An 18,377-nucleotide genomic window follows, 5' to 3' on the forward strand; every position below is an offset into this window, starting at 1 on the left:
GGCCCAATTGGGCCGGCATTTTTTCGTGTTAGACTCCAGCGAAACGATACGCCGATGGCGTGATCGATAACAGCAAGAAAAAGAACGAGGGGTCTTGATCATGTTCCAGTCTGGACGCGACGTTTACGGCCGTGCCCTGGCAGTGCTGCTTGGAGTGCTGCTGCTGGCTCCGGCGGTACAGGCCAACCCCGATTCGCTGCTGCTGCACGATGGTGAACGGGAAATCGAACTCTCCATCGAGTCGCTGCGGGAGCGGGCCGACGTCGAGTTTCGTTTCTTCGAGCCTTATCTGAGCGAAGAGGTAAGCATCCGTGGGCTGGTCTTCCGCGATCTTCTCGTCGAACACTTCGGTCGGGTGCCGCCCCAACTGCATTTCGAGGCCTGGGACGATTACGACGTGACGCTGTCAGACTGGGACGATCCGAACTGGATTCTCGTCACCCACCAGGACGACGAGCCGATCAGCCTTCGCCAGCGTGGCCCCGTGCGCCTGGTAGAGCGTGACTACGGTAGCCGGGATCCTGCCAATCTGCGCAATTTCAACGACTGGGTGTGGATGATCCGCAGCATCGAGGCGGTATGGTAGAACCGGGGCAACCCTGGTGGCGGCACGTGCGCTGGCTGTGGCTCAGCCTGATGAGCTTCGTGGCGTTGATGCTATTGATCGCTTATCAGACGCGATGGGTCTACCCCGAGATCCATGCCTATTTCAGCCAGTCGGGCAACCTCACCGGTCAGCAATTGGCCACGCGTGCCCGCGATTACCTGCAGCAGGGGCTCGATCTGCTGCTGCAGGCGCCGGACGATGCCGACATCCGGCAACAGGCCCACTTCCAGATAAAGCTTGCCTACAGTCTGTTCGATATCGGTCTCTATCGGCGCGAGTACGATTGCACCCTGCCGAGTCTCGCTGTCATCGACGAGTTGCTCGTACGCCTCGAGGGCGATGAGCCTGTCACGGCCACCCACCTGCGACAGAGCGTGCTCGCCCCGATGCGTTGCCTCACCCGGATCGAGATGCACCAGCTGGACCGGCGCAGCGCCGTCACGGCGGAGTTCGTCGACAAGACGCGTCGTCACCAGGGGCAGGTGCTGGCCGGGAGCCTGGTGATCTTCGTGCTGGGGCTGGGCTTCTGGCTGATGCACGAACTGCAGCGCCGCCGTGCCGCCAGGTCGGCGAAAGAAAGCCTCGAGTGGATGAGCCGAGCCCTGCGAGACCCGCTTACCGGCGTGGGCAACCGCAGCGCGCTGCATGATGACGTCGTGGCCAAGCATGGGCGGCAGATGGGGCTGCTGCTCGTCGACATCGATTATTTCAAGCAGTACAACGACAGCCTTGGCCATCCCGATGGCGACCGGCTGCTGCGTCGTCTGGTCGAATTGATCCAGCAGGCCATGGGGCAGGGGGTACAGCTCTATCGCCTGGGGGGCGATGAGTTTGCCGTACTGTTCGAGTGCCAGGAGGATCGGTCATTGGATGACAGCTGTCGCAACCTCGTCGAGTCACTGCGCGCTGCTGCCTTGCCCCATCCGTCACACCCGCATTCCACGTATGTGACGTTCAGCGTCGGAGCGGCACGTTTCAAGGCGGACCATGCCGGTTACGAGAGAGGTTATGCCGCCGCTGACGTGGCACTGTACGAGGTCAAGGAGAAGGGGCGCGACGGTTGGCAGGTGGCGGCATTGGACAGCCGTGAGATGGCTGGCTAGGGTGGGTACTAGGCTCTGTCCGAAAACTGGCTGCACTCGGCCATACGGCGTTAAAAATCAGCTCAAAGTCCTCATTTACACCCCGTAAACTCCGTCTTTTCGCTGATTTTTGCCTTGTCTGGCCTTCGCTCGCCGACTTTTCAGACAGAGCCTAAGCACATTCTCCCATACAGAACGTTCATTCTTCAGCGCCACGGAAGGGAAGGGGGAGTCGGATGGTGACTCCGCACGAGGGCAGGGAAACGCCCGAACGTCACTGCGGCATCCATGCCGCCGGCAACGTTGATCGCCGCCGTTTTCTGCAGCTGTTCGGGGCCGGTGGCCTAGGCGTCATGCTCGGTGGCTGTGGCGATACCGACGATGAACTCCTCGCGCCTGAATTTCCTCCGTTCCACGAGTGGATGGACCTCGGCCCGCTCGAGCCAAGGCGAACGTCGGTACACGGCGTCTCGCTGCATGCGCTGGTCGCTACCGAAGCCGCACCTGTCGATGCGCCGCCGCTGGTGCTGATTCACGGTTCGGGGCTCTCGGGGCGTTACATGGTGCCCACCGCCCGCCTGCTGGCACAGGATTTCCCCGTCTACGTGCCCGACATACCGGGATACGGAGACAGCGAGGATCCCGGCGAAGTGCTGAACATCCCCCAGATGTCGGACTGGCTGGTGGCGTGGATGGATGCCATTGGTCTCGAGCGCGCCTCCTTTCTCGGTAACTCTTTCGGTTGCCAGGTCATCGTCGATCTGGCGATGCGCTACCCCGAGCGGGTGGATCGCCTGATACTGCAGGGGCCCACCACACCGCCCGACGAGCGCTCGACCTTCTGGCAGTTCATCCGCTGGCGTCAGAACGAGCCCTACAACCCCGAGATGCTGGGGGAGGTGACGGCACCCGAGTACGCCAAGGCAGGGCTGTGGCGCATGATCCGCTCCTATGTCTTTCAGGTCACCGATCCCATCGAGGAGAAGGTGCGCCATATCGAGGCGCCGACCCTGGTGGTGCGTGGCGAACACGATCCCATTACCCATCAGGCATTCGCCGAGATGCTGGCGAGGCGTCTGCCGCGGGGCGAGCTACTGATACTCCCGGATGTTGCCCATACGCTGGTATTCACGGCACCGGGGCCGCTGGCCGAGGTCACCCGGCGCTTCATGGAGGAGAACGCATGACGTTGACAGCCAGGAAGCGGATCCTGTTGGCCGAGGTGGTGCTGTTGCTGGTGCCTCTGACCCTATTGATGGCGCTGTTGGTGCCGCTCACCTACGTGGCCTATCCGATTCCGGATCTCCAGGCCACGCTGCTGGCGTTCGACCTGGGCATGCTGGTCAAGCTGCTCGGCATTCTGGCGGCCTGGCGACTGGCCATCGGTTTTCTGCGCTTCGGTATCGGCGGCCTGCGGCGGGCGCACCTGGCCTGGTTCGTCATCCTGCTGGCCGCGGTGGCGATCGGCATCGCCAGCAGCGTGGTGGCCATCGAGCAGAACATGTTCACGTCGGTCTATCAGACCCGGGTCGGCTTCACGCTGTTGGCGCCGGCCTTGGCGCTGGCACCGTTGGCTGCTCACTTGTGGTGGGAGCGTCGCCGCGGTTCGGAGTGACGCGGCTCAGCGTGCGAGCCACCAGTTGTCGCGCCAGGCGCGCATTACCCGTTCGGGATACCAGGTCTGGCCCAGGCTGCCATTGTAGCGGGCCAGGGCGCGGGTGAGGTCGCCGCGCTCCACGGCGAGATAGTGGGCAAGAATGGTGCAGCCGTAGCGCAGGTTCAGCCACGGGTCCATCAGGTCGTCGGCGGAGCGGCCCAGCTCGCGAATCCAGAACGGCATGATCTGCATCAGCCCGACCGCGCCGGCTGAGGAGACGGCTTCGGGCTGGAAGGCGCTCTCCACCTGGATGACCGCCAGCACGATCTCCGGCGCCAGACCGGCCAGGCGCGCTTCGTGGTAGATGCGGGTGAGCATTTCGCCACGCAGCGCCTCGTCGGGGATGAAGCGGGCGAGCTTGGGTTCCATCTGGCTCATCCAGCGCCGCGCCGCCCAGACCTGATCCGGTGAGGGCGGCACGGCAACCAGGGTGTCGAGAGTCTGGCGCAACGAGGGCGGAATGTCGGGCTCCACCCGCACGCGCTGGGCGGACGGGCTCTGCAAGGCCACGGGCAGGGCGTCGGCCAGGTTCGCTGGCTCGCTACCACCTCCGACGAGTCGTTCTTCACCCGTCAATGGTGGGGCGAAAAGGCCGGCCGCGGCCAGCAGGGCCGCGGCGGCCAGGCGTCGGTCAGGCGCCGATCTGCTCGCGCAGGAACTCGACGATGCCATCGGCCGGGACCATGGTCGCTTCACTGTCACGCCGCCCCTTGTACTCCAGCTCACCATTGTCCAGCCCGCGGTCGCCGACCACCAGGCGGTGGGGGATGCCGATCAGTTCCTGGTCGGCGAACTTCACCCCCGGGCGCAGGTCGCGGTCGTCCAGCAGCACGTCGATGCCGGCTGCCGTCAGCGCCTCGTAGAGCCGCTCGGACTCTTCGCGCACGCGCTGCGACTTGTGGGCGTTCATCGGTACCAGTGCCACCTGGAAGGGGGCGATGGCGTTGGGCCAGATGATGCCGTTCTCGTCATGATTCTGCTCGATGGCAGCTGCCACCACGCGGGTCACGCCGATGCCGTAACAGCCCATCCAGGGATGCGCCGCCTTGCCGGTGTCGTCGAGCACCGTGGCGTTCATCGCCTCGGAGTACTTCTTGCCCAACTGGAACACGTGGCCGACCTCGATGCCGCGCTTGATCGAGAGCGTGCCCTTGCCGTCCGGCGAGGGATCGCCTTCGACTACGTTGCGGATGTCGGCCACCTTGGGCAGCGCCACGTCGCGCTCCCAGTTGATGCCGAAGTAGTGCTTGCCGTCGACGTTGGCACCGGCGCCGAAGTCGCTCATCAGGGCCACGCTGCGGTCGACGATGATCGGCATGTTCAGGTTCACCGGGCCCAGCGAACCGGGGCCGGCGCCCACCACGGCGCGAATCTCTTCTTCCGTGGCCATGGTCAGCGGTGCGGCCACCTCGGGCAGGTTTTCGGCCTTGACCGTGTTGAGTTCATGATCGCCGCGCACCAGCAGAGCGATCAGGCCGCCCTCGGCGGCGCGCACCATCAGGGTCTTGATGGTCTTCTCGATGGGCAGGCCGTGCTGCTCCACCAGGGTGGCGATGGTCTTGGCGTTGGGCGTGTCGACCAGGCGCAGCGCTTCGCTCGGCGCGGCGCGCTCGGGACTGGTGCCCAGCGGCGCGGGCAACGCCTCGGCCTTCTCGATGTTGGCGGCGTAGTCCGATTCGGTGGAGAACGCGATGTCGTCCTCACCGGAGTCGGCCAGCACGTGGAATTCGTGGGAGCCGGTGCCGCCGATGGCGCCGTTGTCGGCCAGCACCGGACGGAAATCCAGGCCCAGGCGGGTGAAGATGCGCGTGTAGGCATCGTACATCGCCTGGTAGGTCTCCTTGAGGGAGTCCTGGTCCAGGTGGAAGGAGTAGGCGTCCTTCATGATGAATTCGCGCGAGCGCATCACGCCGAAGCGCGGACGGATCTCGTCGCGGAACTTGGTCTGGATCTGGTAGAAGTTGGCCGGCAGCTGCTTGTAGCTGGAGAGCTCGCGACGCATCAGGTCGGTGATCACCTCTTCATGGGTGGGGCCGACGCAGTAGTCGCGCTCATGGCGGTCCTTCAGGCGCAGCAGCTCGGGGCCGTACTGCTCCCAGCGGCCCGACTCCTGCCACAGCTCGGCGGGCTGCACCGCCGGCATCAACACCTCCTGGGCGCCGGCGCGGTCCATTTCCTCACGCACGATGCGTTCCACCTTGCGCAGGGTGCGCAGGCCGATTGGCAGCCAGGTGTACAGGCCCGAGGTGAGGCGGCGGATCATGCCGGCGCGCAGCATCAGCTGGTGGCTGATGACCTCGGCGTCGGCAGGCGTTTCCTTGAGGGTGGCAATCAACAGTTGGGTGGCGCGCATGGGTCCGGCGTTTCCTTCAGCGTGGGCTGACATGAGTCGAGATGCCGCGGCGAGCGGCGTTCGGGGCATTGTAAGGCCAACGGGGAACGGCGGCAAAAGCGTTGCTCAACCTGGCATGGCTGCTCGGGGCTTATCCGTCGACAGGGCTCCGAGGAGGCGCTGTAAACCCATCCCTGGGCGCTACTTTTGCCCTGCTTCGCTCTCGCATCCTGCTCCGCTTGCAGGACCGGGGCTGGCCATCCATGGCCAGCCCGTTCGGAGCAATGCTCCTCCCCCATGGCAAAAGACCTCCTCTGCGCCCTGTCCCCGGCGCCCCTCGTTCGCGGTGGCTCAGCTTGTTGTGCAGGTTACTGCAGCGATTTCAGCCAGAACACCATTGGCTTGTCGGTCTCCGTCGGCTCGCCGATGTCCTTCCAGCGGAAGGTGGTGGCGAGCTCCGGGTGGCGCTCGTAGCCCTGGGAGCGCCAGAAGCCGTGCAACGGCACATAGCCTGCCGGTTTCAGCGGGTGGTCGTCAGGGCGCTCCACGGCGCAGAAGGCGACGGTGGTAAAGCCGCGCTCGGCGGCGTGGCGCTCGCGCTTGGCAAGAAAGGCCTTGCCGATGCCGCGGCCGCGGTAGCTCGGCAGCAGCACCGACTCGCCGTAGTAGAACACGCTTTTCACATCGAAACCGGCCTGCTCGAAGGGGGCGCGGAACTCCGCCACGTCCTTGGCCAGCGGCATGCCCGTGGCCGCTCCCACCAGCGCATCGCCATCTTCTGCCAGCACGAACAGGCTGTCGGGGCACTCGGCGTAGCGGCGCAGGTAGTCGGCCTCGTAGGCGAAGCTGCCGTCGTAGAGGTAGGGATAGTCACGGAACACGGTAATGCGCAAATGTGCCAGTTCATCCAGCCGCGGCTCGATGGCGCTGCCCTTGAGGGTATGTAATCCGATATCGCTCATGTGGGCCTCCGTGAAAGATCTAAACGCTCGTATCATTGGTGGTTGTGGTAATCTCCCGCCATTCTCCATGGCGGCGCCCAGGGCGGCAATTGCCCTGGCGCCGGTAACCCGAATTCTGCGGAGCATGCCTTCCATGAGGACTCAGATCCGTCGTGCCCTGACCGGCTTGGTGCTTGGCGTTTCCATCACCGCCCTGGTGGGTTGCGGTACCGTATTCCACCCCGAGCGCAAGGGACAGATGAGCGGGCGTATCGACCCGGTGGTCGCCATTGCCAACGGCGTGGGCCTGCTGTTCTTCATCGTCCCTGGCGTGATCGCCTATGCCGTGGATTTCTCCAACGGCACCATCTACCTTCCCGGCACCCACGATACGGCCAGTGTCGATACCCTTATCATGGACGAGAGCATGGACGTGCCGACTCTCGAGAAGCTGCTTTCGGAGAAGACCGGCAAGCGGGTCCGGCTCGACAGCGAACTGCTGCGGGTCGAAGAGGTGGAAAGCCTCGACGAGGCCCTGGCGCTGGTGCGCATGGCCGGCATCAACGACAAGGAGCGGTTGGCCACGCTGTAATTGTCGAGGGCCCTCCCTCGACCTGCCAGGTGCTGCCCTATGGTGTTACAGCGGCACCCGGTGGGTCGAAACCACTTCTTTCAGTCCCATGAACGAGCGGATCTGACGCACCCCGGGCAAGTAGAGTAGTTGCTCGGCGTGCAGCTTGTTGAAGCTCTGGCTATCCCGGGTTCTGACCAGCATGAAATAGTCGAACTCGCCAGTGACGACATGGCACTCCATGCAGCCGGTGACGCGCTGCGCGGCCTCCTCGAAGGCGGCAAAGGATGCCGGCGTCGAGCGATCCAGCACAACCCCTATCAATACCACCATGCCGGCATTGAGCCGTTCGGGATCGAGATGCGCGACGATGCCGCGGATCAGACCTTCCCGCTTTAGCCGTTCGACGCGCCGCAGGCAGGCGGGTGGGCTGAGATTGACCTCGGCCGCCAGCGCCACGTTGGAGATCGAGGCGTCCTGCTGCAGCCGCCTGAGAATGCGCTTGTCGATGCGATCCAGCTCGATGGCAGTTGCGGAAGTGGGGTGAGTGGTTGTGTCGCGCAATTTTGTTTCCTGTTCGTGGTGCTTAACGAATCCATATTCACAACAATCGAGGAAGGGCGTCCTTTAGTTTGAATAATTGCCCCTGTTTTGCAACCAGGAAACTCTTTCTGACGGTTAGTATGAAAAAAGGTCGAGCTCCGGTGGCCGAGCGGACCGACCATGCCATTTGCTTCGTCAGTAGGAGAAACTCCATGAACTTGCAGCGCTTTCCCCGATACCCGTTGACCTTCGGACCGTCACCCATCACCCCGCTGAAGCGCCTCAGCGAACATCTTGGCGGTAAGGTCGAGCTGTACGCCAAGCGTGAAGACTGCAACAGCGGCCTCGCTTTCGGCGGCAACAAGACACGCAAGCTCGAATACCTGATACCCGAGGCCCTGGAACAGGGCTGTGACACGCTGGTTTCCATCGGCGGCATCCAGTCCAACCAGACGCGCCAGGTCGCTGCCGTGGCGGCCCATCTCGGCATGCGATGCGTGCTGGTACAGGAAGACTGGGTCAACTACTCGGACGCCGTGTACGACAGAGTCGGCAACATCGAGATGTCGCGCATCATGGGCGCCGAGGTGCGCCTCGACGAGGCGGGCTTCGACATCGGCATTCGCCCTAGCTGGGAGCAGGCGCTGGAGGACGTGCGCAAGCGCGGCGGCAAGCCATTCCCGATTCCCGCCGGCTGTTCCGAGCATCCCTATGGCGGCCTGGGCTTCGTGGGGTTCGCCGAGGAGGTGCGCCAGCAGGAGCGGGAGCTCGGCTTCAAGTTCGACTACATCGTGGTCTGCTCGGTGACCGGCAGCACCCAGGCCGGCATGGTGGTCGGCTTCGCCGCCGACGGCCGGGCGCGGCGGGTGATCGGCATCGACGCCTCGGCCAAGCCGGAGCGCACCCGCGAACAGATCCTGCGCATTGCCCGCCACACTGCCGAACTGGTCGAGCTGGAAGGGGGGATCGCCGATGAGGATGTGGTACTGGATACCCGCTATGGCGGCCCCGAATACGGCCTGCCCAGCGAAGGGACGCTGGAGGCGATCCGTCTCTGTGCGCGCCTCGAGGGCGTGCTGACCGACCCGGTTTACGAGGGCAAGTCGATGCAGGGCATGATCGACATGGTGCGCAACGGTGAATTCGCTGAGGGATCCCGTGTGCTCTACGCCCACCTGGGTGGGGTGCCGGCGCTGAACGCCTACAGCTATCTGTTTCGTAACGGCTAACTGTTTCGTAACGGCTAACTGGTCTGTAACGGCTGGTCGAGGCCCTCCAGCGCTGCTGGACGATAGCGTTCCAGCAGCGCCCAGAGGATGGCGGCGGTTTCCGCATCCGGCGTGCCGCGATAGTCGCTGGGGCGGAAGCGCATCTGGAAGGCCCGCAGCACGGCGCGGGTTTCACGGTCCAGCTCGCCAGTCTCTTTCAGTGGATAGCCCCATACCCTTAGCGCCTCCTGCAAGAGGCTCAGCGCCGGCGGCTGCGCCTCGAAGCGCGCCTGCCAGCTTGCTACCGCATCGTCTTCTGGCCACACCCCGATACCCGCTTCGTACAGTTCGCGCCAGGGGAAGCGCGGGCCGGGGTCGATCTTGCGTGTGGGCGAGATGTCGGAGTGAGCCACCACGTCGGTGGGGTGGATGCCGTGGCGCTCTATGATGTCCCGCGATAGTGCGATCAGCGCCTCGATCTGAGCCTTGGGATAGGGTGCCCATTGGATATCCACCGACGCTTCCGGGTTCTGTTCCAGCAGGAGTTCCACCTCGGCATAGGGGCGGTCGGGCCCGAGATTGACGATCTCGATGCCGATGGAGGTGTCGTTGATGTTGGTGCGCCCCCGCCAGGCGCTGGCGCCGGCGTGCCAGGCACGGCGGTTCTCGTCGACCAACTGATAGACCAGCGGCATGCCGCGGTGGTCTCGCGGCGGCAGCGGAAGCACGTAATGGGCGCTGACATGGGGGCCGGTGAGCACGGCCAGCGACTCGGCCTCGTCGATATCGGTGTAGTGCATCACCAGGTGGCGCACCCGGCTGTTGTGCGAGGGAGCCACCCAGGAGTGATCCACCGCATAGCCGCTGCGCCGCTCCAACTGTTCCGGTGCAGCACAGCCGGCCAGCCACGCGCCGGCCAGGGCGATAATGAGAATGGCGGTCCAACGTATCGGCATGTTCAGCCCCCTTGAACCGCTAGCCGTATCAGCAAACCGAGCACCATGGCAGTCGAGACGCTGAGCAGGGTGCCCATCAGCACGTATTCGGTCAGCTTGCGATCCTGCGCGCCGCGCAGCTCACCGAAGCGCAGTACCGACTTGGCTGCCAGCAGGAAGCCGATGGCGGTCAACTGGTCGAGCAGCACCAGGGTCAGCACCAGTACGCGCTCGGCCATGCCGATACGCGCGCCGGCGGCAATGAGTGTGCCGGGATTGTCAATCTGGGCGCTCCAGCGTTGTATCACCAGGGCGATGACGATCGACAGCGGGCGGGTGACGAGCACGTAGGCGACGGCGGTGCCGAGCACCCGCGGCGTGAACAGCCAGTGCCAGAACGCCACCAGCGGTTGCCAGTGGCCCAGCCAGACCAGCCATACGCCCACAAGCACCAGCAGATGCAGCAACTGGTCGAGCATGAACCAGCGCAGCCGCATCGGCGACAGATAGGCCTTGCCGAGGTCGATCACGGCATGGCTCACGGCAATCGCTGCCGCGCCACTCAGCACCATGTTCCAGGAGGCGCCAGTGGCTTGAGTCAGTGTGGCCGCGCTCAGTACCGCCAGGGCCAGAGCGCCGTGCAATGCTGCGTGCAGGTAGAGCTGGGCGGAGCGCACCTTGTGCATGTAACGCGCCTCGACCCAGCGACTGGGCTGCAGGGCGAAGTCACCGAGCAGATGGACCAGCACAAGCCCCAGCAGCAGCGAGATGTCGGCGTTCATCGTGGGTCGTCCTTGAATCGTTGGCCGAGGTAGCGCAGATAGTCGTCGAGCAGTGCCCAGCGTGCGGCCCGCAGCCGCTTGTGTACGCTGGGCTGGCTGATGCCGAGCCGCTTGGCCAGCGCCTGTTGGGATTCCTCGTGCCACAGGCTCAGGTAGACGGCCTCGGCAGCGTAGCGCGACCAGCCGTCGATCAGGTCGTCGACGAAGCGGGTCAGCAGCGCCAGGCAATCGCTTCCGGGCTCCTCGACCAAGCTGAGCGCCAGGTGAGCCGTGCCTTCGCTCATGGTATCCAGGGTCTGGCCGGAGCGCACGAATACCTCGCCGCTGGCTTCGGTGACCCGCTGCCCAAGCTGCCAGGGATCCCGGCCGATGGCGACGGCAATGCGCGCATCCCAGCGCTGGCGCTCCTCCGAATGGCGAATCAGAGCCGCACGCAGCAGCACCGCGGCGGGTAGGGCGGCCGCCGGGTCGGGCAGGGCGATCTGGAAGCCGTCGCCACGATAGCGCTCGCTCTGCCCGCCGTAGCGCGCGGTGATCGCCTCGATGGCGGTATCGAGTGCCTGGAAGAGCCGCTGGGGATCGCTGGCCTTGCGGGAGTCGACCAGATCGCCCGTGAGAACGGCAATGCGCTGCGCCATAGGCTTGCTCTACGCGTCGGTGATGTCCTGATAATAGCCCTTAAAGGCTATTTTTCAACATAATAACCAAAAAGGGCTATAGCGAGTCCATTCGCCATTGTCGTTTGCCCGGGCTGGCCGAACAGGGTGGCCAGCCATACGAAACATGTATGAATATACAGTATATGGGTGAGCCAGGCGTGGGGCAAGCATCAGCGCGCCAGATCGCGCATGGCGTTTTCGAGCCCTTCCAGGGTCATGGGGTACATGCGGTCGTCGATCAGCTGACGGATCAACTGGGTGGAGTGGGTGTACTCCCAGGCTCGCGGCGGCATGGGATTGAGCCAGGCCAGGCGGGGGAACTTGTCGGCCAGGCGCTTGAGCCATACGGCACCGGCCTCGTCGTTGAAGTGCTCCACGCTGCCGCCGGGGTGGGTCACCTCGTAGGGCGACATGGCGGCATCGCCGACGATCACCACTTGGTAGTCGCGGCCGTAGGTGTGCAGCACGTCCATGGTGGGGATGCGCTCGCTGGTGCGACGGTAGTTGTTGCGCCACACGCCTTCGTACAAGCAGTTGTGAAAGTAGTAGTGCTCCAGGTGCTTGAACTCCGAGCGGGCGGCGGAGAACAGCTCCTCGCAGACGCGGATGTGATCGTCCATGGAGCCGCCCACGTCGAGGAACAGCAGCACCTTCACCGTGTTGTGGCGCTCGGGGCGCATGCGCACGTTGAGCAGGCCGGCGTCGCGGGCGGTGTCGCGGATGGTGGCGTCGACGTCGAACTCCTCGGCCGCGCCCTGGCGGGCGAACTTGCGCAGCCGGCGCAGCGCCATCTTGATGTTGCGCGTACCGAGCTCGAGCGAGTCGTCATAGTCGCGGAAGCGTCGTTCGTCCCACACCTTCACCGCGCGGCGGTGGCGCGAGCCTTCCTGGCCGATGCGAATGCCCTCGGGGTTGTAGCCATAGGCACCGAAGGGGCTGGTGCCACCGGTGCCGATCCACTTGTTGCCGCCGGCATGGCGCTCCTTCTGCTCCTCCAGCCGCTTCTTGAAGGTCTCGATCAGCTGCTCCAGACCGCCCAGGGATTCGATCTGCGCCTTCTCCTCCTCGGAGAGCTGCTTCTCGAACTCGCGGCGCAGCCAGTCGTCGGGAATCAGCGCCTCGATGGCGGCGTCGAGATTTTCCAGACCGTCGAACCAGGCCGCGAAGGCGCGATCGAAGCGGTCGAAGTAGCGCTCGTCCTTGACCATCACGGTACGCGCCACCTGGTAGAACGCCTCCATGTCGGCGAACACCACGCCGCGCTCCACCACGGCATGCAGATCGAGCAGCTCACGCAGCGAGACCGGTACGCCGGCGCGCTTGAGGGTTTCGAACAGGCCGATGAACATGGCTCAGCGCCTCTGATTGCCTTGGCGGCGCATCATGAAGGCCAGCCGTTCGAGCAGTTGGGTATCCTGCTCGTTCTTCACCAGGGCGCCGGCCAGCGGCGGAATCGCCTTCACCGGGTCGCGGTGGTAGAGCGCCTCACGGGCCAGCTCGTCGGCCATCAGCAGCTTCAGCCAGTCCACCAGCTCCGAGGTGGAGGGCTTCTTCTTCAGCCCCGGTGCCTGGCGCAGGTCGAAGAACACCTCCAGCGCCTGGCTGACCAGCTTCGGCGCGATGTCGGGGAAGTGCACGTCGACGATGGCGGCCATCGTCTCGCGGTCGGGGAACTCGATGTAGTGGAAGAAGCAGCGGCGCAGGAAGGCGTCGGGCAGCTCCTTCTCGTTGTTCGAAGTGATCACGATGATCGGCCGGTGGCGTGCACGAACGGTCTCGCCGGTCTCGTAGACATGGAACTCCATGCGATCCAGCTCCTGGAGCAAGTCGTTGGGGAATTCGATGTCGGCCTTGTCGATCTCGTCGATCAGCAGCACTACGCGCTCGTCGGCGGTGAAGGCTTCCCACAGCTTGCCGGGCTTGATGTAGTTCTCTACGTTTTCCACGCCCTCGACGCCAAGCTGGGAGTCGCGCAAACGGCTCACCGCATCGTACTCGTAGAGCCCCTGGGCGGCCTTGGTGGTGGACTTGATATGCCAGGTGATCAGCCGTGTGCCCAGCGAGCGGGCCAACTCCTCGGCCAGCAGGGTCTTGCCGGTGCCAGGTTCGCCCTTGATCAGCAGCGGGCGCTCCAGGGTCACGGCGGCGTTCACCGCCTGCTTCAAGGCATCGGTAGCCACATAGGTAGAGGTCGAATCGAAAGCCATGGGTGCCTCGGCGATAGATCGTTTAGGGGATAATCAAACAAGTGTACGGAAGGGTGGGGCAGGCGACAAATACAACGGCGGAGACGCTCGCGTCCGCCATGGCTTACAACGAGACGGGAAGAGGCGCTCAATCGACGCTGGGGCGCGAGGCGTGTCGCCACACCAGCAGCCAGGCCAGCACGGACAGTGTCACCAGCACGATCAACGGCAGCATGGCCAGATTGAGTGCCTCCCAGCCCAGCCGGTGGAACAGGTGACCCGACATCAGCGAGCCGATGGCAACCAGCGAGAAGATGGTCAGGTCGTTGATGCCCTGTACCTTGCCCCGCTCTGCCTCGGTATGCACGGTGGAAAGCAACGCGCTGCCGCCGACGAAGAGGAAGTTCCAGCCGATGCCGAGCGACACCAGGGCCACCCAGAAATGGGCCATCGTCTGGCCCAGGTTGGCCAGCAGCACGGCAGCCGCAAACATGGCGGCACCGGCCAGCAGGATGCGGTCCACGCCGAAGCGGGCGATGAGGCTGCCGGTGACGAACGAGGGAGCGAACATGCCCAGCACGTGCCACTGCATGATGAAGGCAACCTGGCTCATCTCGAAACCTGCCGCCCGCATGGCCAACGGTGTGGCGGTCATGACCAGTATCATGATGGCGTAGCCCACGGCGCCGGCCAGCACAGCGACCAGAAAGGCCGGCTGGCTGCCGATCACCGCCATGGGACGGGAAATGTCGCCGGGTTTTGGCTCGCCGCTTGGCGGCACGCGTAGTTGAGTCAACAGGCCGATGGCCGCCACAGCCAGCACGGCAATCACCAGATAGGGGCCGCCTGAAGGCACCCCGGCCACCCAGTCAAGGGTGGCGCTGGCATTCCATGGCCCCAGGAAAGCGGCCACCACGCCGCCTGCCATCACCAGCGAGATAGCGCGACTGCGAAAGGCGGGGCTGGCCACGTCGGCGGCGGCGAAGCGGTAGTACATGGCGAAGCCCTGGTAGAGCCCGAGCAGCAGATTGCCGGCGCAGAACAGCCAGAACGAGCCCGCCGCGATGGCCGCGAAGCTCAGCAGGCCACCGCCTACACCACCCAGGGCAGCGCCGGTGATGAAGCCCAGCCGCCGCCCCACGCTCTTCATGAATAGCGAAGCGGGCAGCGTGGAAACCACCGTGCCCACCATCATCAGCGCGATGGGCAGCGTGGCCAGCCCCGGATCGGGGCTCAGCTGATGGCCCACCACACCGCTCAGGGTCATCACGGTGATGGCGGCGATCAAGAATAGGGTCTGGCCGGTGACCAGAATGGCTACGTTGGATCTCTCGTGAGATGGAGATGCCATGTCGGTTTCCTTGTGGTCTGGTCGGGAAGCGAGGTCAAAATACGAGAACCTTGTCAGCCTGCTCTATTGCCTCGGCCAAGGCATCCATGGTGCTGCGCTCGGAGCCAGCCACGGTCTCTTCCTCGGTGATTCCTCGTGCATCCATGCAGGTGCCACACAGCAGGACACGCCCCTTGTTCGTGACCCGCCTGACCATCCGCTCCGTATTGTAGAAACCGTCGGGCGTCTTTTGCCCAAGCTTAGCACCTGCTACGGCATCTCCCATCAGAAACACGGTGACCTCACTGTCGCGCGTGAGCAGCGCCTGAGCCAGGCGAAGAGCGTTGTAGAGCCGTTCGGTACCGTAGGGTGGGTCGTTGATGATGATGAGAGAGCGCACGATCTTACTCCTTTTATGGTCATTCTATTGAATGATAGAATGTTGGCCGGAGCTGTTACGTTCTGTCAAGTGATACACTTCTCGACTCATTAGCCGGTTTGAATAGCAGAGGTACGGCCATGGCATCGCAGCAGGAGCTTCTAGACACCTTGGCTCAGGTTGGCCGAGCGCTAGGCAGCGGTCACCGGCTGGCGCTACTGCAGCGTCTGGCCCAAGCCGAAGCGCCGGTAGAGGTCTTGGCCGCTGCTACCGGTCTTACGGTGGGTAACACGTCACAGCACCTCCAGCAGCTTCGAAGGGCGGGGCTGGTCACTGCCAGCCGCAGCGGCAAACAGATGATCTATCGTCTTACCGATGAGCGTATCGTCATCCTGATGGGGCTGCTCCGGCAGATCGCTGAAACCAATCTGGCGGAAATGGAGCGCCTGGTCAGCCAGCTCTTCTCAGAGGAGGATACCGCCGGCGCCTTGGAGGCCGTTTCTCGCAATGAGCTGCTTGAAGGGATGGAGAGCGGCAGGGTAGTGCTGCTCGATGTGCGGCCCGAGGAGGAGTTTCAGGCTGGCCACCTGCCCGAGGCGATCAACATACCGCTGGAGCAATTGGAAGCCATGCTGGATCGACTGCCGTTGGATCGGGATATCGTCGCCTACTGTCGCGGCCCATACTGCGTGCTTTCCCACGAGGCCGTAGTACGCCTTCGCCAACTTGGCTACCGTATCAGGCGTTTCGAGGAAGGTTATCCGGAGTGGAAGGCCGCCGGTTTACCGGTGATATGAGTTTGCCGCTTGAAGGCGGCTTCCATTACGGCTCATGGCGATACGCTTCTATCAGCGTTGCCGGGTCGTGCTCGGCGTGCCCGTGGCCGACGTGGGTGCGCATCAACTGTGCCGCCAGGCCGGTCATCGGCGTGCCGCTGCTGGCGCGCTGGCTCTGGGCCACGGCCATGTCGAGATCCTTGAGCAGGGTGCGCAGGTGCCAGGCCGGGTTGTCGAACTCCCTTGCCGCCATGCGTGGGGTCAGGATCTGGAACGGCTTGGAATCGGCGAAGCCGCCGGCCAGCGCCTCGGTCAAGCGCGAGGCATCCACGCCGCTGGTCTCGGCCAGGGCCACCATCTCGGCGATCACCGCCGCCTGACAGCCGACGATCATCTGGTTGCACACCTTGGTGACCTGGCCGGCGCCCACGGAGCCCATGTGGGTGACCCTGGCCGAGAGAGGTGCGAGCAGGGGGCGTACGGCCGCGATGTCCGCTTCCTCGCCACCGCACATGATTGCCAGACTCCCGGCCTCGGCTCCTGTCACGCCACCGGAGACCGGCGCGTCCACCCAGTGCATGCCGCACGCTTCTGCCAATCTCTCGGCAAAGAGGCGCGTTGCCGCCGGGTCGCTACTGGAGAGGTCGACCAGGTGCTGACCCGAGCGACCGTGCGCCGCCACGCCGTCATCGCCGAACACCACCTCTTCCACTACGGCCGTGTTGGCCAGGCACAGCATCACCACATCCGCGTTCGCTACCAGTTCAGCGATGGAGTTCGCCACCGTGGCGCCGGCCTCGCGCAGCGGGGCGCATTTCTGCACAGTGCGATTCCACACCGTCACGGCAAAGCCGGCCTGCAGCAGGCGGCGCGTCATGGGGTCACCCATCAGGCCGATACCGATGAAACCGAGACGGGGCTGTGTCATGTCGTGTCTCCGGTGAGCGAGCGGAAGGAGACTCCTAGCATGCGGGATGGAAGGGTTTTCCATCAAGATGGCCGATGTATATCACAGCGCAAAGTTCAGTGAATCGATCCGCATCGGGCTACGCTTCAAGGCAGCCATCGAAATGGAGCCGGCCGGTCATGGTGGCCGGCACTGGAAAGCGCGGTCGCGCAAGAAGGGAGCAAGAGGGAAGTAAGATGAGCGACGCAAAGAACACGCGTGCCACGGTGATTCCATGCCTGCGCTATCGGGATGCACCAGCGGCGATCGAGTGGCTCTGCCAGGTCTTCGGCTTCGAGCAGCAGTTCGTGGCCGCCAACGATGATGGTTCCATAGCCCATGCTCAACTTACGTTCGGCAACGGAATGATCATGCTGGGGTCTGCCACGGACAGTGAGTTCGGGCGCCTGATGAAACAGCCTGATGAGATCGGTGGTGCCGAAACGCAGTGTGCCTATCTCATCGTTTCGGATGCCGACGCCGTCTACACCCGCGCCAAAGCGGCCGGTGCCGAGATCGTCATGGAGATCAAGGACGAAAATTACGGCGGCAGGGGCTTCAGCTGTCGCGACCTGGAAGGCCATCTCTGGAACTTCGGCACCTACGATCCCTGGGAACAGTAGGCACGGTTTTGCTCCAGCCTTGACGCACGTCTGGACGCGTATCTGCGTGCAGCTCATGAGCTATGGATTGTCAGTGATTCTCTCTCTGCACGTAAGCCATAACTGAAAATGCGCGCTGCCAGTCGACTCATCGGGGCGGCGAGTCGGACAATAGCCCCTGGTGGCCGGGTTGGCATTCCTGGCATTGGCGGCGGGATATCCTTAAAGCCCCTTGAAGCCATGATCGAGCCGTAGGCAACCGAGGGCATGCAGCAGGGAGACACCAATGAGCATCCGTCACGCAGTTGAGTACGATCTGCCAAGGATCGTGGAAATCTACAATGCAGCGATTCCTACGCGGAGTTCTACGGCAGATACCGAAACCGTGTCGGTAGCGTCCCGCAAGGCGTGGTTTTTTCGCCATGAGCCCGACCGCAGACCATTGCTCGTATACGAGCGAGAAGAAGGTGTTGTCGCCTGGATGAGCTTCGAGGACTTCTATGGCCGACCGGCCTACCGACACACCGCCGAGCTGAGTGTCTATATCGCACCGGAGCAACAAGGCCGACTCATCGGCAAGCGACTGTTACAGAAGGCAGAAGAATTGGCGCCAGCGCTGGGGTTGCGTTCCTTGGTGGGTTACGTATTTGCGCATAACACCCGGAGCATGCGGCTACTGTCGGCGCTTGGATACCAGGAGTGGGGGCGACTTCCTGACATCGCGGAAATGGATGGCAAGGAGTACAGCCTCTGCATCATGGGTAAACGTCTGGACATTGGTTGAGCAAGGTTGCCACCCCGGTTTGGGTGAGATCGACGCCGGCTTTGGGCCGGCGTCGCA

The 18,377-nt window shown here is 63.9% G+C and carries 21 protein-coding genes; 9 read left to right on the forward strand and 12 right to left on the reverse strand.

Annotated elements, in window-relative coordinates; genetic code table 11:
* Positions 1 to 100: 100 nt before the first annotated feature.
* The 4 genes from C4S71_RS08680 (at position 101) to C4S71_RS08695 (ending at position 3,304) form a co-directional block, all read left to right on the forward strand.
* Complete coding sequence (locus C4S71_RS08680; protein ID WP_234239180.1) at positions 101 to 586, forward strand: hypothetical protein; 486 nt, start codon at positions 101 to 103, stop codon at positions 584 to 586.
* Positions 580 to 1,710: a GGDEF domain-containing protein gene (locus tag C4S71_RS08685; protein ID WP_103968876.1), complete on the forward strand. Its 1,131-nt coding sequence runs from the start codon at positions 580 to 582 to the stop codon at positions 1,708 to 1,710. The genes C4S71_RS08680 and C4S71_RS08685 overlap by 7 nt, the downstream gene beginning before the upstream one ends.
* Positions 1,711 to 1,925: 215 nt before the next feature.
* Positions 1,926 to 2,876: an alpha/beta fold hydrolase gene (locus C4S71_RS08690; protein ID WP_103968877.1), complete on the forward strand. Its 951-nt coding sequence runs from the start codon at positions 1,926 to 1,928 to the stop codon at positions 2,874 to 2,876.
* Positions 2,873 to 3,304, forward strand: coding sequence for a hypothetical protein (locus tag C4S71_RS08695; protein ID WP_140162489.1), 432 nt, complete (start codon positions 2,873 to 2,875; stop codon positions 3,302 to 3,304). Before C4S71_RS08690 ends, C4S71_RS08695 begins: the two co-directional genes overlap by 4 nt.
* Before the next feature lie 6 nt (positions 3,305 to 3,310).
* Here C4S71_RS08695 and C4S71_RS08700 read toward each other — a convergent pair whose 3' ends face one another.
* The 3 genes from C4S71_RS08700 to C4S71_RS08710 form a co-directional block, all read right to left on the reverse strand.
* Positions 3,311 to 3,856, reverse strand: a complete 546-nt coding sequence (locus tag C4S71_RS08700) for a lytic transglycosylase domain-containing protein (RefSeq protein ID WP_422666845.1) — start codon at positions 3,854 to 3,856, stop codon at positions 3,311 to 3,313.
* 121 nt (positions 3,857 to 3,977) lie between these two features.
* Complete coding sequence (locus C4S71_RS08705; protein WP_103968878.1) at positions 3,978 to 5,699, reverse strand: proline--tRNA ligase; 1,722 nt, start codon at positions 5,697 to 5,699, stop codon at positions 3,978 to 3,980.
* Positions 5,700 to 6,046: 347 nt separating this feature from the next.
* Positions 6,047 to 6,640, reverse strand: coding sequence for a GNAT family N-acetyltransferase (locus C4S71_RS08710; RefSeq protein ID WP_103968879.1), 594 nt, complete (start codon positions 6,638 to 6,640; stop codon positions 6,047 to 6,049).
* Positions 6,641 to 6,773: 133 nt separating this feature from the next.
* Here C4S71_RS08710 and C4S71_RS08715 point away from each other — a divergent pair, with 133 nt between their 5' ends.
* Positions 6,774 to 7,211 carry a hypothetical protein gene (locus tag C4S71_RS08715; RefSeq protein WP_103968880.1) on the forward strand — a complete coding sequence of 146 codons (438 nt, stop codon included), beginning with the start codon at positions 6,774 to 6,776 and terminating at the stop codon, positions 7,209 to 7,211.
* A gap of 45 nt (positions 7,212 to 7,256) precedes the next feature.
* Here the strand turns inward: C4S71_RS08715 and C4S71_RS08720 are convergent, their stop codons facing one another.
* On the reverse strand, positions 7,257 to 7,754 hold the full coding sequence (locus tag C4S71_RS08720; protein WP_086510287.1) for an Lrp/AsnC family transcriptional regulator: 498 nt from the start codon (positions 7,752 to 7,754) through the stop codon (positions 7,257 to 7,259).
* Between the two features lie 191 nt (positions 7,755 to 7,945).
* Here C4S71_RS08720 and C4S71_RS08725 point away from each other — a divergent pair, with 191 nt between their 5' ends.
* On the forward strand, positions 7,946 to 8,962 hold the full coding sequence (locus C4S71_RS08725) for a 1-aminocyclopropane-1-carboxylate deaminase (RefSeq protein ID WP_086510288.1): 1,017 nt from the start codon (positions 7,946 to 7,948) through the stop codon (positions 8,960 to 8,962).
* A gap of 14 nt (positions 8,963 to 8,976) precedes the next feature.
* Here C4S71_RS08725 and C4S71_RS08730 read toward each other — a convergent pair whose 3' ends face one another.
* From C4S71_RS08730 to C4S71_RS08760, 7 genes are all read right to left on the reverse strand, one after another.
* Positions 8,977 to 9,897: a peptidoglycan recognition protein family protein gene (locus C4S71_RS08730; protein WP_103968881.1), complete on the reverse strand. Its 921-nt coding sequence runs from the start codon at positions 9,895 to 9,897 to the stop codon at positions 8,977 to 8,979.
* Between the two features lie 2 nt (positions 9,898 to 9,899).
* Positions 9,900 to 10,658, reverse strand: coding sequence for a DUF3307 domain-containing protein (locus tag C4S71_RS08735; protein WP_086510290.1), 759 nt, complete (start codon positions 10,656 to 10,658; stop codon positions 9,900 to 9,902).
* Positions 10,655 to 11,296 carry a helix-turn-helix domain-containing protein gene (locus C4S71_RS08740; protein WP_103968882.1) on the reverse strand — a complete coding sequence of 214 codons (642 nt, stop codon included), beginning with the start codon at positions 11,294 to 11,296 and terminating at the stop codon, positions 10,655 to 10,657. Before C4S71_RS08740 ends, C4S71_RS08735 begins: the two co-directional genes overlap by 4 nt.
* Positions 11,297 to 11,487: 191 nt before the next feature.
* Entirely contained in the window at positions 11,488 to 12,666 is a 1,179-nt protein-coding gene (locus C4S71_RS08745; protein ID WP_103968883.1) for a vWA domain-containing protein, read from the reverse strand.
* 3 nt (positions 12,667 to 12,669) lie between these two features.
* The gene (locus C4S71_RS08750) at positions 12,670 to 13,524 is read right to left on the reverse strand and encodes an AAA family ATPase (protein WP_103968884.1); all 855 of its coding nucleotides are present in this window, start codon (positions 13,522 to 13,524) and stop codon (positions 12,670 to 12,672) included.
* Between the two features lie 127 nt (positions 13,525 to 13,651).
* Positions 13,652 to 14,854, reverse strand: a complete 1,203-nt coding sequence (locus C4S71_RS08755) for an MFS transporter (RefSeq protein WP_103968885.1) — start codon at positions 14,852 to 14,854, stop codon at positions 13,652 to 13,654.
* A 34-nt stretch (positions 14,855 to 14,888) separates the two neighbouring features.
* Positions 14,889 to 15,233, reverse strand: coding sequence for a DsrE/DsrF/TusD sulfur relay family protein (locus C4S71_RS08760; protein WP_086510295.1), 345 nt, complete (start codon positions 15,231 to 15,233; stop codon positions 14,889 to 14,891).
* Between the two features lie 119 nt (positions 15,234 to 15,352).
* On the opposite strand from C4S71_RS08760, the gene C4S71_RS08765 reads away from it, so the two are divergent.
* Positions 15,353 to 16,009 carry an ArsR/SmtB family transcription factor gene (locus C4S71_RS08765; RefSeq protein ID WP_103968886.1) on the forward strand — a complete coding sequence of 219 codons (657 nt, stop codon included), beginning with the start codon at positions 15,353 to 15,355 and terminating at the stop codon, positions 16,007 to 16,009.
* Between the two features lie 25 nt (positions 16,010 to 16,034).
* Here C4S71_RS08765 and C4S71_RS08770 read toward each other — a convergent pair whose 3' ends face one another.
* On the reverse strand, positions 16,035 to 16,916 hold the full coding sequence (locus tag C4S71_RS08770; protein ID WP_103968887.1) for an NAD(P)-dependent oxidoreductase: 882 nt from the start codon (positions 16,914 to 16,916) through the stop codon (positions 16,035 to 16,037).
* A gap of 215 nt (positions 16,917 to 17,131) precedes the next feature.
* Here C4S71_RS08770 and C4S71_RS08775 point away from each other — a divergent pair, with 215 nt between their 5' ends.
* Complete coding sequence (locus C4S71_RS08775; protein ID WP_103968888.1) at positions 17,132 to 17,557, forward strand: VOC family protein; 426 nt, start codon at positions 17,132 to 17,134, stop codon at positions 17,555 to 17,557.
* Positions 17,558 to 17,822: 265 nt separating this feature from the next.
* A complete protein-coding gene (locus tag C4S71_RS08780; RefSeq protein WP_086510299.1) occupies positions 17,823 to 18,320 on the forward strand; it encodes a GNAT family N-acetyltransferase in 498 nt (165 codons plus the stop codon).
* The last annotated feature ends 57 nt before the right edge of the window (positions 18,321 to 18,377 follow it).

The organism is Billgrantia desiderata, from assembly GCF_900108215.1.
Lineage (GTDB): Bacteria > Pseudomonadota > Gammaproteobacteria > Pseudomonadales > Halomonadaceae > Halomonas > Halomonas desiderata.